The sequence below is a fragment of the Curtobacterium sp. VKM Ac-2889 genome, from assembly GCF_015350855.1.
Classification (GTDB): Bacteria; Actinomycetota; Actinomycetes; order Actinomycetales; family Microbacteriaceae; genus Curtobacterium; species Curtobacterium poinsettiae.
In genome coordinates this window covers 632,388-648,434 of the sequence record NZ_JADKSC010000002.1, presented here as the reverse complement: position 1 = coordinate 648,434, position 16,047 = coordinate 632,388, and the positions used below count along the sequence as shown (strand labels likewise).

Below are 16,047 nucleotides of genomic sequence, written 5' to 3'. Positions count from 1 at the left end.
GACGGGATGAACCCCCTCTCCGCAAGCAGCCCCCGCCGATGTCGCTGTCGGGCGCTGCGGTACGTTGCGCACCCGAGAAAGTAGCCATGGCCCCGTACAACAAGGGCGGCGCGGACAACCGCGCCTCCGACCGCGTCCGCCACCCGAACGGCACCCCCGCCGCCCGCAGCAGCAAGCACCGGGGGTTCCGCGCCGCCGACTCGTCGCAGCCGCGTCAGAAGCAGCGCTGGGACGCCGAGGAGCGTCGCGGTCGCGCGTCGCAGGGCGAGCGTCCGGCCCGTCCGAACTGGGAGCCGCGAGACAGCGGCGGCCATCGGCGCCCCGATCGCGACGACCGTGGTGGTCGCGGCTACAACCGTGATGCTCCCTACTCGCACGGCCGTCCCGACGCTCCGCAAGCTCCGCGTCGCGCCGGAACCGGCTCGCAGGGGCCCAGTGCCCCGCGGCGCTTCGATCGTGACGACCGCACGCCCCGTCGCGACAACGACGACCGCCCGCGTCGCTCGTTCGACCGTGACGACCGTGCACCGCGCAGCTTCAACCGTGACGACCGCGCGCCCCGTCGCGACAACGACGACCGCCCGCGTCGTTCGTTCGAGCGTGATGACCGCGCCCCGCGTCGCGACAACGACGACCGCCCGCGTCGCTTCGACCGTGACGAGCGTGCCCCGCGTCGTTTCGACCGTGACGATCGCGCCCCGCGTCGCGACAACGACGACCGTCCCCGTCGCTTCGACCGTGACGAGCGTGCCCCGCGTCGTTTCGACCGTGACGATCGCGCCCCGCGTCGTGACAACGACGACCGCCCGCGTCGTTCGTTCGACCGTGACGAGCGTGCCCCGCGCAGCTTCAACCGCGATGACCGTGCGCCCCGTCGTGACAACGACGACCGTCCGCGTCGTTCGTTCGACCGCGACGACCGCACCCCGCGCCGCTCGTTCGACGAGCCCGAGCGCGGCAAGTTCGTGCCGGCCGACGACGTCAAGCTCGAGAAGCTCCAGGCCGAGGCCACCATCGCGTCCGACGTCGAGGGCGTGACCTTCGGCGACCTCGGCATCGGCGGCAACATCTCCCGCGCCCTGCAGGAGCTCGGCGCCTCGAGCCCGTTCCCGATCCAGGCGGCGACGATCCCCGACGTGCTCGCCGGCAAGGACGTCCTCGGCCGAGGCCGGACCGGTTCCGGCAAGACCATCGCCTTCGGTGCGCCCCTGGTCGAGAAGCTCATGGAGCACGGCGGCGGCACGAAGCGCAAGATGGGCCGCGCCCCGCGTGCGCTCATCCTCGCGCCGACCCGTGAGCTCGCCCTGCAGATCGACCGCACGGTGCAGCCGATCGCCCGCTCGGTCGGCCTGTTCACGACGCAGATCTACGGCGGCGTCCCCTACGGCCGCCAGGAGGGCGCGCTCGAGCGCGGCGTCGACATCATCGTCGGCACCCCCGGCCGTGTGCAGGACCTCATGAACAAGGGGAAGCTCGACCTCAGCGAGGTCATCATCTCCGTGCTCGACGAGGCCGACCACATGTGCGACCTCGGGTTCCTCGAGCCGGTGCAGGAGATCCTCGCCGCTACGGCCGAGGTCACCCCGCAGGGCAACCGCGCGCAGAAGCTGCTGTTCAGCGCGACGCTCGACACCCAGGTCGCGGCGCTCGTCGAGCAGTTCCTGCACGAGCCGAGCGTGCACGAGGTCGCGGGTGAGGACCAGGCGTCCTCGACCATCGACCACCGTGTCCTCGTGGTCGAGCAGCGCGAGAAGGACCGTCTGCTCGAGGAACTGGTCGCCGGCGACGGCAAGACCATCGTCTTCGCCCGGACGCGTGCCTACGCCGAGCGTCTGGCCGACCAGTTCGAGGACGCCGGCATCCGCGCGACCTCGCTCCACGGAGACCTGAACCAGTCGCGCCGCACGCGCAACCTGCAGCTGCTCACCAGCGGCCGCGTCAACGTGCTCGTCGCCACCGACGTCGCCGCCCGCGGCATCCACGTCGACGACGTCTCGCTCGTCGTGCAGGCGGACGCCCCGGACGACTACAAGGCGTACATGCACCGTTCCGGCCGCACGGGTCGTGCCGGCAAGGAGGGCACGGTCGTCACGATCGTCCCGCGTGGCCGCATCCGCAAGATCGAGGGCATCCTCGAGCGCGCCGAGATCGAGGCGGACCTGGTGCAGGCCGCACCCGGTGACGGCATCGTGTCGGAGCTCGCCGCGCGCTAGTCGCGACCACACGACGGACGGGAGGCCCGGTACCAGCTGGTACCGGGCCTCCCGTCCGTTACGCGGTGCGACCGACGACCCCGCCGGGTCCGGTCCGCGGCTCGGCCGCGACGTCAGCTGGCGCACGGGTCATCCTCTCGGAGGACAGGGAGCCGCCGCGCTCATGCCGCCGACTGATGACACGGGCGAGCAGGACCGATGCAATGATCACGTGACACCCGCAGCGCTCGTCGGACGACTCCGCCGATTCCCCGTCTCCGTCTCCGTGGCCGCAGCGACGGCCGTGCTCCTGGTGAGCGCGCGGATCGCTCACGCCGAACCCGACTTCCCGCACCACCCGCCCGTGGCGTGCCTCGCCGTGGTCCTCGTGGTGTTGACGACGGTGCTCGCCGAACGGTCCCTCGGATCCATCCGCACGGTGGTGATCGGCGTGGTGGCGCCGGCGCTCGGCGTCCTCGGAACCCTGCTCACCGTCAGCATCGGGTCAGCGCTCGGCGAGGCGCACGCCGAACTCGCGGTCGGACAGCCGCTCTTCGCCCCGTCGATCGTCGCCGCCGCGTTGCTCGGTGCCGCGTCGGCAGCGATGCCCGCGCAGCACCGGTGGCGCACGCGAGCCGCGCTCTGGACGGTCGTCCTCACGCTCGTGCTCTTCGCCGGCCACGGGTCGGACCTCGCCCGCGCCCTGGCGACCCTGCTCGGCACCGCAGCCGGTTCGTTCGTGGTGCGCCGGGCCTCCGGTCCGGACGCGCCGACCGCGCGTGACACGGTCAGCGCACGCACCTGCGTGGTCGCGACGCTCATCGCGCTCGGCGCGGGCACCCTGGTGACCCCTGTCGTGCCGGACCCGGACGGTGTGCTCTCGGTGTTCGCCGACGCCATGAGCGACCGTGCGGTCGTCATCGTCGGGCTGCTCCTGCTGGTGTCCGCCTGGCTCGTGCAGCGTGGCCGGCGCACGGGCATCGTGCTCGCCGTCGGCGTGCTCGTGACGCTGACCGCCGTCCTCGCCGACGTGTTCCTCATCGAACCGATGACCGACGACGCCGTGCAGTGGCGCGGACTCGGGCTGGACGCGATCGAGTGGCAGGTCACGCTGCTCGGCGCGTGGCTCGTGCCGGCGATGGTGCTGCTGACGGTCCTGGCGCTCCGCGGCCGTCTCGTCCGCTCGCGGTTCCGTGCAGCCACCAACGGCCGCGGTGCCCTGGTCGACATGCTGCGCGTCGGCGATGCCGGATCCCTCGGCCACATGGGCACCTGGCGCGGCAACGCCACCTGGACGCACCCGGACGGACGCGGGGCCGTGGCGTACCGGGTCCGCGGGGACGTGGCGCTCACCGTGTCGGACCCGGCGTGCAGCGCGGCGGACCGCGCTGAGGTCGTGTCCGCGTTCACCGCCTTCTGCGACCGGAACGGCTGGGTGCCCGCGTTCACGAGCGTGCACGAACCGGTGCGGCAGATCCTCGCCGCCGAGGGGTGGACCGCGCTGCCCGTGGGGGTCGAGTCGGTGCTCGACGTCGCCACGTTCGACCTGCGCGGCAAGAAGCGGCAGGACCTCCGGACGGCCTCGAACCGGGCCGACCGTGAGGGGGTCCGCGACGAGTGGACGACCTTCGACGCGCTCGCCGACGCACAACGTGCCGAGGTCGAGGCGATCTGCACGCGGTGGGCGACCGACCGGAGGCTGCCGGAGATGGGGTTCACCCTCGGCGGCTTCCACGAGCTCGACGACCCCGACGTCCGACTCATGCTGGCTGTGACGGCCGACGGACACGTCACCGCGGTCACGAGCTGGCTGCCCGTGTACGAGCACGGCGGACTGGCCGGCTACACGCTCGACGTCATGCGCCGTGGCGAGGACGGCATGCCGGGGGTCATGGAGTTCCTCATCGCCCGGACCGCGATCCGGGCACGCGACGCGGGCCTGCGGATGATCAGCCTCTCCGGCACCCCGCTCGCACCCCACGACGGCGCACGGTCCCTCGTGTCCCTCGGATCGGTCCTCGTCGCCCGACTCCTCGAGCCGGTGTACGGGTTCCGGTCGCTCCAGCGCTTCAAGGAGAAGTTCGGCGCTCGGCACGAGGCGCTCTGGATCGTGGTCCCGACGCCGCTGCACGTGCCGCGGGTCGCACGTGCCCTGGCCGGCGCCTACGTCCCAGGCCTCCGGCCGAAGCACCTCTGGGCACTGCGCCAGGCACACCGCTCGACCGTCCGCGAGCCCGCTCCCGCGCGGGCGGTGTCGAAGCGGTGAGCCCGGCCGACCGGTTGCTCGCCACCCAGCTGCAGGCTCCGACGCTGCTCGTCCCGCTGGACGTGGCGTTCGCACTGCTCGGCGTCGTCGTCCTGCTCCCCGCGGTCGGCGGCTGGCGATCCCGTGTCGCGTGGCGTCGGGCCGGAGTCCGGGCGGGCGTCGCCGCGGCCGCGGCCGTCGTGGTGCTCATCGTCTGCTGGGTCCTCAGCGACCTGGTGAACCTGTTCGGGGTCGCGATGAGTCCCGTGACGCGGCTGTGGTTCGTCGTGGCCGCCGCTGCGCTGGCCTCGGTCGTCGTCGGCCTGGTGCAGGGCGGCCGCTGGCGTCGGGCCCTCGCCGTCCTGCTGCTCCCGACCGCACTGCTGTCGTCCGCCCTCGGCGTGAACGTCGAGTTCGCGATGTACCCGACGCTCCGCACCGTCGTGCAGACGGACCCCTTCCCGGAGCTCGACCTCGCCGCTGCCCCAGCCGCCACGATGCCCACGACCGGCGAGGTCCGCACCGTCGAGATCCCCGGGGAGCGATCGGGGTTCCCCGCTCGACCCGCCGTCGTCTACCTCCCGCCCGCCGCCCTGGTCAGGGATCCGTCGCCCCTGCCCGTCGTCCTCGCCTTCTCCGGCCAACCGGGCGCTCCGAGCGACCTGTTCACCGCAGGCCGGATGGGCAGCGCACTCGACGGCTACGCCGCAGCGCACCACGGCCGCGCGCCGATCGTCGTCTCCGTCGACCAGCTCTCCTCGCCCGGCCTGAACACGATGTGCGTCGACTCGGACCTCGGGAACGCAGCGACCTACGTCACCGAGGACGTGCCGCGCTGGCTGACGGCGCACCTCCCGGTGACCCCGGACCGCCGTGCGTGGGGCCTCACCGGGTTCTCGCAGGGGGCGACGTGCGCGATGCAGTTCGCCACCGCGCACCCCGACCGGTTCGGGGCCGTGCTCGCGGTCTCCAGCGAGTTGCAGCCCATCGACCGGAACCCGCAGCACAGCGCCGACCGGGCGTTCGGCGGGTCGGTCAGCGCGTGGAAGGCCGCCGGTCCGATCGCGCAGATGCGGGCGGACGACCTGCACGGGCGCGCGTTCTGGTTCACCGCGGGGTCGGCGGACGGGGCGTTCAGCCGCAACGCCCGCGTCCTCGCCGACGCTGCACGGGCAGCGGGCGCGGACACCAGCGTCGGGTTCGCCCCGGGGAGCGGGCACGACTGGAACACCGTGCAGTGGTCGTTCCGGACGGACCTGCCCCACCTGGCAGACGTGCTCTCCACAGCGCTCCACTGACGTCGGCACGGGATCCGTGCCGGGTGACGGTCGTGCCCGGACCCGGTACCGGGCAGGTGCGACCGCTCTGCACGAGCGGTCCTACTCGCCGGGTGCCGCAGGGGTGGGCGGGGCCGAGCGGTTGGTGATGAGGACGTCGATGACGACGAACGCGAGCAGGGTGACACCGAGCGCGGGCAGGAACGCGCCGATGACGATCGCGCCGACCGCGACGAGCCCGGACCCCCACCACGGCGCCCGGTTCAGGGCACCCGCGGCCGGGGCGTTCCCGACGCGCTTCCCGATGGGGCGGCGCTGCCACCACATCACGTAGCCGAAGACGACCATCGCGGCGATCCCGAGCGCCGTGACGAACAGCAGGATCTGATTCGGCAACCCCCACATCGTGCCCATGTGCGTGTCGATGCCCCACCGGGTGAGTTTGGCGGGGAGGGAGAAGGTGTCGAAGTTCGTCTCGGACACCACGCTCATGTCCCGCGGGTCGATCGCGACGGAGTTCACCGCGGTGGGGTAGGACCGCTTGATCTCCGCGACCGTCCACGCCTGATCCGCCGTCGCCGGCGGGGTGATCTGCAGTTCGGACGCGTGGATGTTCGCAGCCTTCGCAGCGGCCAGGACTCGATCGAACAGCACCGGGGTGACGGCTGCCGGTCCCGCATCGGTCGATGCGGCGGAGCCGCCGTGGTGGGAGGCGTGCTCACCGCCACCAGCCGCCGTGCCGGTGTCGGAGAGGGAGGTGGTCAGTGCGGGTGTGCCCCAGCTGAGAGCGGAGCGGAGCTGGTCGACGTTGCCACCGCCGTACTGGGACCAGGTGATGCCCGTCGCCGACAGGAACAACGCGCCCAGGAGCAGCCACACCCCGGTGGAGGCATGCCAGGAGAAGACCCGCCGGTAGCCGCGGACACCACGTGCGGGGCGGACCAGGTCGCGCTTGGCGCGCGTCTTCCGGATCCGGATCACCCACAGGCCGAGACCGGCGAGGGCGACGACGCCGAGCCACGACGCCGCGGTCTCGCTGTAGAGGCGGCCGACGTCGCCGAGGAACAGCGACCGGTGGAACGTGTCCACCCAGGTGCGGAACGGCAACGCCCCGGAGGTGCCGTACACCAGGAGGTCACCGCGGACCTCGGCGGTGCCGGGATCGACGAACACCGCACGGTTCTGCGAGTCCATCAGCCCAGCCTCGGCGTACATCACCCGCGTCGTGGCACCCGGCGCAGGTGCCGGGCGGACGGCGGCGAGGGTGTCTTCGGGGTGGTGCCGTTGGATGTAGGCCTGCGCGGCGTCGATCTGGTCTGCCAGCGGCTTCGCGGCAGCGGTCGAGGGTGCGGTGAGCTCGTGTCGGTAGATGCCCTGCTCGATCGTCGGACCGAGCGCGTACACGGCGCCGGAGAGCGCGGCGATGAGGATGAACGGTCCGACGAACAGCCCGGCAGAGAAGTGCAGGCGCAGCAACAACGGTCCGAACCAGCCCCGCTGTGGGTTCCGGCGCGGCTGCGCCGTCGACGGCGCGGACGCGGGCGCAGTGGTGTCCCGATCGGCGGTTGCGGTCATGGTGCGGTGTTCCTCAGCTCGTGGGGATGGACGCGAGTGCCATCCCGGCACTCATCAGCAGCAAGAGCACGCCATCGAGGCGTGCGAGGGGGTGTTGGCGGACACACGCTGACGCGATCAGCCGCACCAGCATCCAGACGGTCGCGATTGCGAACACGACGACGAGGACCCACGAGACCGGTGTCCATCCCGACCAGGAGGTGTGCATGCTGTGGCCGCTGCCGGTCATGTCCATCTCCGGCATCGACATCGGAGCCCCGCCGGCCATGGGCAGCATCATCACGCCCATGAGGGTCATCGCCGCCATCATCACCACGTGGTAGCCCAGCACCAGTCGCCCGGAGCCGCCGGGTCCGTGGTGCTCGTGGCTGCCGTACCGGCTGCTGCCGAGCGTGAGGACGAGGTAGAACGACGTCGCGAGGCCGAACACGAGGATCTGCAGCGTCGGCGGCGCGAGGGTCATCCCCCAGGCCCACGGCATCGCCAGCATCGCGACGCTCATCAGCACGTGGAAGACGTCACTGACCCGTGCGACACCGCTGCTGCCGGGGCGGAAGGCGAAGCCGAGGTACCCGACTGCCGTCACGGCGAACAGCACCGTGAGGAGGACGGACAGCGGCAGGCTGTGTGACACGAGGGGTGGACCTTTCATCGCGGCGGGTGGCGGCGCCACTCTACAAGTTGTAGAAGCCAGTTTCTACTGTATGTAGAATCGGCGCATGGTCGATGAGTTCGGGGCGCGCGGATGAGTCCGCGTCGTGCGCACGGGTCCCTCGAGGCGGGTGTGCTGCAGCTGCTCTGGGCGCAGGATGCGGCGCACACCGGCCGGCAGGTGCACGATGCGCTCGCAGCAGAGGTCGGCCCGCTGGCCTCCACGACGGTGTTGACCGTCCTCGCCAGGCTGGAGCGGAAGGGGCTCGTCGAGCGGGACCCGGCATCGAAGGCCTACCGGGCGACGAAGGCGGACCCTGCCGAGGCCGCTGATTCGATGACGGAGGTGCTCGGTCGGTCGACTGATCGCACCGCGGTCCTGCAGCGCTTCACCGGTTCGCTCGGCGCGGATGACCTGGACGTGCTGCGTGCCGCCCTCGGCGGAGCCGGCATCGACCGCACGGGCGCGTGACGGGAGGATCGGTGCTGTGATCGCCGTCCTCGGCCTCGTGGCCCTCGCGGTTGTCGTCACCGTGCTGGCTCCGAGCATCCTCACTCGTGGCACCTGGTGGCTGCACCGTCCGCAGGTCGCGCTCCACCTCTGGCTCGGAGCGTTGACGGTCGCCGCGAGCTCGCTGCTGCTGAGCGTGGGGATCGCGTCGGTCGTCGTCGCAACGAATGCGCACGCGCACGGGATCGGCGCTCCCGCCGCCGGCCTCTTCGCCTGGTGCGGGCTCGGCGTCGCCGGTGGTGTCGCCGCGCTCCTCGCCGCGAACGCAGAACCGATCTCGGCCGCGAAGCGCCGCACCGACGTCGCGGTGACGCTGCTCGTCGCCCGTTCCACCGTGCGGACCGAGCACATCGGCGGGCACGAGATCGCGTACCTGCACACGTCGGATCCGATCGCCTGCTCCACCGCTGACGGGCGCGTGCTGATCTCGACCGGAGTCGAGAACGCGATGCCCCCTGCCTGTGTCCGCGCCGTCGTCGAGCACGAACGTGCGCACGTGCTCGGCCGGCATGACCTCATCGGCCGCGTCGCTGCGCTGAACGCTGCCGCGTTCCCACGACTCCGGACTGCCCGGGAGTTCCGTCGAACGGTCGCGCTGCTGATCGAACTCGTCGCAGACGACACCGCCGCCCGCATCTGCGGACCTGCGACCGTCTGCAATGCACTGACGCTGATGAACCGGATCGACCCGAGCCCGGGCCTCGAGCTCCGCGCCGCACGTCTCGCCGCTTCGCCGGTGAAGAGCTGGCCGCACCGCCGCCACCCGGCCCCGGTCCTGCAGTCCCGCTGACCTCGACTCGCATCCCGTTCTACGTTTTGTAGAATGGGCGCATGGAGCGTTTCGAGTACCACGTCGTCGGGATGACCTGCGAGCACTGCGAACGCCGCGTCACCGGCGAACTCGAAGCGATCGCCGGCGTCGAGCTCGTCACTGCGGACGCCGCGACCGGTCTCGTCGTCGTCACCGCACCGGCCCGGCCGGATGCGGCAGCGATCGCCGAAGCCGTCGACGAGGCAGGCTACGAGCTCGCCGGTGCCTGACACCCAGGCCGCTGCCACCCCGGCCACGCGCAACCGGCCGACGACCGTGCCCGCCGTGGGGCGGTCGGGTGTGCTCAGGCGCGCATCGCCGTGGGTGGGCGCCGTCATCGCGGTCGTCATCGTCGTGGTCGCGGTCGCGATGCTCGGTCCTTCCTCGTACGACCGGCTGAGCCGCGGCTACCCGGGCATGCTCACCTCGATGCTCAGCGCCGTGCTCCGCCTCACCGCCGACGTCACCGGCGGCCTCACGACCGGCGGCCTCGCCGCTGCCGTGTTCCTCACGCCGCGCCGGTCACGCACGGTCATCGACAACCACCGCGACCTCGCGATCGTCCGCACCGCCGCCACCGTCTGGCTGGTCGCCGCGGTGCTGCTGGTCCCCGTCGACGCCGCAGACGCGAGCGGGCAGCCGGTGACGAAGCTCCTGACACCGGGCGCGATCGGCTACCTCGTGCAGGCCAGCTACCTCCCCGGCGCGTGGATCGTCGTCGCCTGCATCGCGGTCGCGATCCTCATCGCTGCGTACCTCGTCCGCAGCTGGGTCAGCACCCTGCTCCTGACCGGCATCGGCGTCATCGGGCTCCTCGCCCCCGTGCTGGTGACGCAGGTGCTCGTCGGCCCGAACCACGACTTCGGTGGGGACGCCGCCATGTTCGCCGCCCCCGCGCTCGGCATCTGGATCGGCGCCACGGCTGCCGGTGCCCGCCGGTGGCGAGTGAGCCGTCCCGGCACCGCCACCATCCGCAGGCACCGCATCCTCGCCCTCACCGGCTGGATCACCTGGACGGTCGGGTCGATCATCATCGCCGCCGTCGAACTCGCCGGCACGCCGCCGTGGGAAGCGCCCACCGGCGTGCTCTTCGCCGCCCAGCTGCTCCTCGTCGCCGCGGTGGCCGGACCGATCCTCCTCCGCAGGAGCTGGTTCGCCACCCCGACCGCCCCGGCCGTGCTCCTGGCGGTGCTCCTGGTCGCGGCCGCGATCGGCGTCGTCATGACGCGGATCCCACCGCCGGTGTACTTCGTCCCCACCGACGGACAGCAGCTCTTCCTCGGGTACCAGGTCCACACACCCCTCACCCCGATCACCCTGTGGACCGCAGGCCGGGTGAACATCCTCTTCCTCGTCATCGCGATCGCCGGGATCGCCACGTACGCGGCCGCCGTCATCCGACTCCGGAAGCGCGGAGACCACTGGTCGAACGGCCGGACCAGCGCCTGGATGCTCGGCTGGGCATCCGTCATCATCACCACCTCGTCCGGGGTCGGCCCGTACTCGTCGGCGTCGTTCGCCGTGCACATGGGCCTGCACATGAGCTTGAACATGCTCGGCCCGCTGCTGCTCGTCCTCGGCGGACCCATCACCCTGTTCCTCCGCGCCACGACCGCGCACCGTCGCGATGCCTTCGCCGGCCCCCACGAGTGGCTCGTCGCGGTGACCCACTCGAAGCTGCTGCGGGTCACGTACAACCCCGTGTACGTCCTGGCGGTGTTCGTGGGCTCGTACTACTGCATCTACCTCACCCCGTTCTTCGACTGGGCGATGCGGTACCACTGGGCGCACCAGGCGATGACCCTGCACTACCTCGCCATCGGGTACGTCTTCTACGCCCTCATCATCGGCGTCGACGCACCGCCCCGTCCGTTGCCGCACATCGGCAAGCTCGGCCTCGTCCTCGCAGCGATGCCCTTCCACGCGTTCTTCGGCGTCGTCGTGATGACCAGCGACACCCTGCTCGCAGGCACGTACTTCCAGTACCTCGACATCCCGTGGATCGGCAGTCTCGCCCACGACCAGTACGTCGCCGGTGGCGTCGCCTGGGCCGCCGGTGAGCTGCCGCTGATCGTCGTGGTGATCGCCCTCGTCACCCAGTGGGCCAAGCAGGACGCTCGACAGGCCAAGCGCATCGACCGGCACGCCGACCGGGGCCTCGACGACGACCACGAGCAGTACAACGCCATGCTCAGCAAGCTCACCACCCGCGACACCACCGCACCTGCACAGCGGGCAGATCCGACACGGTCCACCGGGCCCGGCTCGACGAACGAGCACGAGCGCGCCGACGACCGTCCGGCGCTGACCGTCACCGACCACCGGGAGCAGCCGTGACCACCACCACCCCGTCCCGAACCGACCAGCGAGCCGAGCAGCGGCTCGAACTCGACATCGGCGGGATGACCTGCTCCGCCTGCGCCAACGCGGTCGAACGCAAGCTCGGCAAGCTCGACGGCGTCACTGCGTCCGTGAACTTCGCCACCGAACGCGCCACGGTCGCCGGTCTGGGGATCGCCGATGCCGCGACCGCGATCGCGCAGGTCGAGCGCGCCGGCTACACCGCCGCCGTCCACACCCCGGGCGATGACGCCTGGTCCGCCCGCGCCGCGGAGACCCGCACCACGACGCTCCGCCGCCGCCTCGCCGTCGCGGCACTGCTGGCGATCCCGCTGTGCGACATCACGATCATCCTGGCGCTCGTCCCTGCGTGGCGGTTCCCCGGCTGGCAGGCGCTCTGCGTCCTCCTCGCCGTCCCGATCGTCACCTGGGCTGCGTGGCCGTTCCACAGGGCCACCCTCCGGGGACTGCGGCACCGCAGCACCAGCATGGACACCCTCGTCTCGCTCGGCGTCGTCGTGTCCTTCGGATGGGCGCTCTGGACGCTCCTCGTCGACCCCGCCACCACTCCCGGGTACTGGCTCGGATTCGGGAGGACTCCCGCCGGCGCGGACTCGATCTACCTCGACGTCGCCGCCGGCATGGTCACGTTCCAGCTCGCCGGCCGCTACTTCGAGAGCCGCAGCCGCCGACGCGCCGCCGATGTCCTCGAAGGCATCGGTGACCTCGGCGTCACCGAGGCGCAGCTCGTCACCGACGGCACCGAGCGCACTGTTCCGCTGAGTGCCGTGCGGGTCGGGAACCTCGTCGTCGTCCGCCCCGGCGGCCGCATCCCCGTCGACGGCACCGTCACCGACGGCGCCGCGACGCTCGAAGTGTCCGCGATGACCGGCGAGTCCGTCCCGGTCGAGGCAACGGCCGGGAGCACGGTCATCGGCGGCACCCTCGTCCAGGGTGGTCGGCTCGTCATCCGCGCCGACGCCGTCGGCACCCGCACCCGCCTGGCCCAGATGGCCGCCGTCGCCGACGACGCCCAACGCCGCAAGGCCGCCGTGCAGCGCACCGTCGACCGGGTCACCAGCGTGTTCGTACCCGTCGTGATCGGCATCGCGATCCTCGTCGCCGCCGGCTGGCTCGTCAGCGGCGCGGCTCCTGGCACCGCGATCGCGAACGGTGTCGCCGTCCTCATCATCGCCTGCCCCTGCGCGCTCGGCCTGGCGACGCCGACCGCGCTCATGGTCGGCGTCGGACGCGGGGGCCAGCTCGGCATCCTCATCAAGGGCCCCAGCGCCCTCGAGGCGAGCGGTCGCATCGACACCGTCGTCTTCGACAAGACCGGCACCCTCACCACCGGCCGGATGACCCTCACCGCGGTCGACACCTTCACCACCGACGCCGACACGGCCCTCGCCCTCGCCGGCGCCCTCGAAGCAGCGTCAGAGCACCCCATCGGGGCGGCGATCACCGCCGCAGCCAGCAGCCGGTTCGGCACCCTGGAGCCGGTCGCGGACTTCACCGCGCACGCCGGACTGGGAGCAGCTGGGACCGTCGGTGACCGCGCCTGCGTCATCGGCCGGTCCGAGCTGCTCGGAGCCGCGGGGGTGCGGGTCGGCGACCGGGTCGCCGCGGTCGTCGCGGACCGCGAAGCGTCCGGCGCCACCGTGGTGCTCGTCGCCGTCGACGGCGACGTGGCCGCAGTGCTCACCGTCCGGGACGCGCTCCGTCCCGGCGCGATCGAGGCCGTCGCGCAGCTGCGCGCCCTCGGCCTCCGCACCGTCCTCCTGTCCGGGGACTCCGAGACGACGGCGTCCGCTGTCGGTGGTGAGGTCGGCATCGACGAGGTCATCGCCCGCGTCCTGCCCGACGAGAAAGCCGAACGCATCGCCCAGCTGCAGGCGGCCGGGCACCACGTCGCCATGGTGGGCGACGGCGTCAACGACTCCGCAGCCCTCGCCACCGCAACCCTCGGCGTCGCCGTCGTCGAGGGCACGGACATCGCCCTGAAGGCCGCCGACGTCATCATCGTCCGCGAGGATCTCCGCGCCGTCGTCGACGCAGTGCAGCTCTCCCGCGCGACCCTCCGGACCATCCGCATCAACCTCGTGTGGGCGTTCGGTTACAACATCGCCGCGATCCCGCTCGCCGCGGCTGGCCTGCTCAACCCGCTCATCGCCGCCGCCGCGATGGCGCTGTCCTCGACGCTCGTCGTCTCGAACAGTCTCCGGCTGCGCTCGTACGGGAGGTCGTAGTCCGCCCTCGGCGGAAGTGGTGGGGCCGGCGGGTTTCGCTCCGTGCGCCACCACCGCGTTGCGGACCACGATGCCCACGGCGTCGCTCGCGACACGACCGCCTGACGGACTGGAGGCCCGTCACCGGCTGGTGACGGGCCTCCAGTCCGTCGTCGAGTGAGTACAAGACGTCGGGTCGCCGCGGCAGACTCGTCGTCTCCTGCGCACTGGATGCGCGCGACCGCGCACTGGACGCGCGCGACCGCACTGGATGCGCGCGACCGCGCGCTCAGCGGTTGAAGAACAGCAGCCCGCGCACGAAGCCGGCCTGGCCGGCGTGCTGTGTGCAGTCGTCGAGGATGCTCACGAGCCGCGCGCCGGCCGTCACGGGCGGGTCCCACGCGTCGTCGACGACCGGGTCGAGGTCGTCCGGGCCGAGCGTGCCGAGGTACGCGACGGTGCGCTCGTGCACCGCTCGCAGGTACCCGGTGAGCAATGTGACAGAGGCTCGCACCCGGCCGACGTCGTCGCGGGACATGCCGTACCCGAGCGCCTCGGCCGGGAACGGCAGGCCGAACCGGTCGTACCAGCCGTCCGCCGTCCAGACCTGCTCGGAGGCGGCGAGGTCGGCGATCTGCGCGTCTTGGCCGCGGGCGATGTGCCACACGAGCCAGGCCAGGGTGTTCGCCCCGGCTGCCGGTCGTGCTGCGAGCTGGTCTTCGGAGAGCCCGTCGACGGCCCGCTCGACGGTCTCGGGGATGCGGGAGAACGCTTCGGTGAGGAGTTCGGAGGGGGTCATGGCGCTCACGCTACGCGCGGGCCGTGACACCCGCGCTCACTCGGTGGACGACCGGTGGTGGCGTTCCAGGGCCGCGGCGAACCCCTCGAAGGCAGCGGCGACGACGGCGCGGTCGGACGGTGCGACGACCTGCTGGAACGCCTGCGAGTAGACGGCGCCGACCTCGCGGGCGACCGCGGTGCCCGACGGCGTGAGGTGCAGGAGTACGCTCCGGCGGTCCTCCGGGTTCGGGCGGCGCTCGAGGTGCCCGTGCTTCTCGAGCCGGTCGATGAGCGACGTCATCGCCCCGGTGGTGAGCTCGAGGTACTCGCCGGCCTGCTTCGGGGTCACGCCGTGGCCGCCCGCTGCGTTGAGGAAGAACACGAAGCGGGTGTCCGTGGCGTTCAGTCCGCGGCTCGTGCTCTCGTGGTGCAGGACGCGCGCGTGCTGCATCTGGAGCACGCGGAACGCGGTGAGCAGCCGTGGGAGGTCGGCGTCGGTGCCTGCCGGGTCGGCCGCGGTGACGTCGGGCGACACCGGTGCCGGGGGCGTGCGCGGCGCGATCCTGGCCGCGGGGACGGCGGGTGCGCGCTGGGGGAGGACGACCTGGTCGGTGTCCGTCATGGGGGCTCTTCTCGGGTGCAGGGGTGGAACTTCAGTCAACAAGTAACTCACTCGTCAAGATACCCCCATCAATGGGGGCATCCCGGGTATTGAGAGCTGCTCGACGGCGAAGTAGCTTGATCGTCGTACCACCTCGGCACGTAGCGCGACCAACCACCGCGGGCCCGTCCGAACCACCGATCAGACCTCATCCTCACGGAGTCCAACCATGTCTCGTGTCACGCCTCGTGCTGCCCGCCTCGCCGCCTGGATCGCCATCCCCGCCGCGCTCGTCGCCTCGGGGGTCGTCGTCTCGACGGCCTCGTACGCGGCCTTCTCCTCGACCACCGTCAACCCGACGAACAACTGGACGGCGGGCAGTGTCGCCCTGTCCGACGACGACAACAACACCGCGCTGTTCACGGCGAGCAACCTGAAGCCCGGCTCGACCGGTGCGAACTGCATCACGGTGACCTCGACCGGTTCGCTGCCCTCGGCCGTGAAGCTGTACGGCACGAACGTCACGACCACGAAGGACCTGGCAGCGAACGTCAACCTGACCGTCGAGCAGGGCACCGGCGGTGGCTTCGGCTCCTGCTCCGGCTTCACCCCGGCCGCCACCGGCAGCTCGCTCTACAGCGGCACCGTCGCGGGCTTCGGCGCCGCCTCGACCAACTACGCGACCGGCGTCGGCAGCTGGACCCCGACCGGCACCGCGTCCGAGACGCGCGTCTACCGCGTCACCTACACGGTCTCGAGCACCGCGCCGAACACCGTGCAGGGCGGCACCGCAGCCCTCGGCTTCACCTGGGAGGCCCAGAACAGCTGAGTCGGGG

The 16,047-nt window shown here is 71.8% G+C and carries 13 protein-coding genes; 9 read left to right on the top strand and 4 right to left on the bottom strand.

Translation table 11 applies throughout. The features are described from left to right. Positions 1-86: 86 nt before the first annotated feature. The 3 genes from ITJ50_RS08860 (at position 87) to ITJ50_RS17845 (ending at position 5,735) form a co-directional block, all read left to right on the top strand. A complete protein-coding gene (locus tag ITJ50_RS08860; RefSeq protein WP_194590326.1) occupies positions 87-2,213 on the top strand; it encodes a DEAD/DEAH box helicase in 2,127 nt (708 codons plus the stop codon). A 211-nt stretch (positions 2,214-2,424) separates the two neighbouring features. Continuing rightward, complete coding sequence (locus ITJ50_RS17850) at positions 2,425-4,458, top strand: bifunctional lysylphosphatidylglycerol flippase/synthetase MprF (RefSeq protein ID WP_017886230.1); 2,034 nt, start codon at positions 2,425-2,427, stop codon at positions 4,456-4,458. Continuing rightward, on the top strand, positions 4,455-5,735 hold the full coding sequence (locus tag ITJ50_RS17845; RefSeq protein ID WP_052481788.1) for an alpha/beta hydrolase: 1,281 nt from the start codon (positions 4,455-4,457) through the stop codon (positions 5,733-5,735). The genes ITJ50_RS17850 and ITJ50_RS17845 overlap by 4 nt, the downstream gene beginning before the upstream one ends. Before the next feature lie 81 nt (positions 5,736-5,816). Here ITJ50_RS17845 and ITJ50_RS08845 read toward each other — a convergent pair whose 3' ends face one another. Together ITJ50_RS08845 and ITJ50_RS08840 are read right to left on the bottom strand one after the other, a co-directional pair. Further along, positions 5,817-7,289 carry a PepSY-associated TM helix domain-containing protein gene (locus ITJ50_RS08845; protein ID WP_042539061.1) on the bottom strand — a complete coding sequence of 491 codons (1,473 nt, stop codon included), beginning with the start codon at positions 7,287-7,289 and terminating at the stop codon, positions 5,817-5,819. A gap of 13 nt (positions 7,290-7,302) precedes the next feature. Beyond that, positions 7,303-7,923: a DUF5134 domain-containing protein gene (locus tag ITJ50_RS08840; RefSeq protein WP_017886227.1), complete on the bottom strand. Its 621-nt coding sequence runs from the start codon at positions 7,921-7,923 to the stop codon at positions 7,303-7,305. A 111-nt stretch (positions 7,924-8,034) separates the two neighbouring features. On the opposite strand from ITJ50_RS08840, the gene ITJ50_RS08835 reads away from it, so the two are divergent. Genes ITJ50_RS08835 through ITJ50_RS08815 form a run of 5 tightly spaced genes read left to right on the top strand, consistent with a single transcriptional unit; the run spans position 8,035 to position 13,851 of the window. After that, positions 8,035-8,412: a BlaI/MecI/CopY family transcriptional regulator gene (locus tag ITJ50_RS08835; RefSeq protein ID WP_017886226.1), complete on the top strand. Its 378-nt coding sequence runs from the start codon at positions 8,035-8,037 to the stop codon at positions 8,410-8,412. A 16-nt stretch (positions 8,413-8,428) separates the two neighbouring features. Further along, positions 8,429-9,241: a M56 family metallopeptidase gene (locus ITJ50_RS08830; protein ID WP_017886225.1), complete on the top strand. Its 813-nt coding sequence runs from the start codon at positions 8,429-8,431 to the stop codon at positions 9,239-9,241. Positions 9,242-9,282: 41 nt separating this feature from the next. After that, positions 9,283-9,492 (top strand): heavy-metal-associated domain-containing protein, encoded by a 210-nt coding sequence (locus ITJ50_RS08825; RefSeq protein WP_017886224.1) that lies wholly within the window; start codon positions 9,283-9,285, stop codon positions 9,490-9,492. Further along, a complete protein-coding gene (locus ITJ50_RS17840; protein WP_052481787.1) occupies positions 9,485-11,599 on the top strand; it encodes a cytochrome c oxidase assembly protein in 2,115 nt (704 codons plus the stop codon). Before ITJ50_RS08825 ends, ITJ50_RS17840 begins: the two co-directional genes overlap by 8 nt. Further along, entirely contained in the window at positions 11,596-13,851 is a 2,256-nt protein-coding gene (locus tag ITJ50_RS08815; protein ID WP_194590325.1) for a heavy metal translocating P-type ATPase, read from the top strand. The genes ITJ50_RS17840 and ITJ50_RS08815 overlap by 4 nt, the downstream gene beginning before the upstream one ends. Positions 13,852-14,119: 268 nt before the next feature. On the opposite strand, the gene ITJ50_RS08810 is transcribed toward ITJ50_RS08815, so the two are convergent. Next, positions 14,120-14,629: a mycothiol transferase gene (locus ITJ50_RS08810; protein WP_194590324.1), complete on the bottom strand. Its 510-nt coding sequence runs from the start codon at positions 14,627-14,629 to the stop codon at positions 14,120-14,122. A gap of 36 nt (positions 14,630-14,665) precedes the next feature. Further along, positions 14,666-15,232 (bottom strand): MarR family winged helix-turn-helix transcriptional regulator, encoded by a 567-nt coding sequence (locus ITJ50_RS08805; RefSeq protein ID WP_017886213.1) that lies wholly within the window; start codon positions 15,230-15,232, stop codon positions 14,666-14,668. A gap of 208 nt (positions 15,233-15,440) precedes the next feature. Here ITJ50_RS08805 and ITJ50_RS08800 point away from each other — a divergent pair, with 208 nt between their 5' ends. Next, positions 15,441-16,040, top strand: a complete 600-nt coding sequence (locus ITJ50_RS08800; RefSeq protein WP_017886212.1) for a hypothetical protein — start codon at positions 15,441-15,443, stop codon at positions 16,038-16,040. The last annotated feature ends 7 nt before the right edge of the window (positions 16,041-16,047 follow it).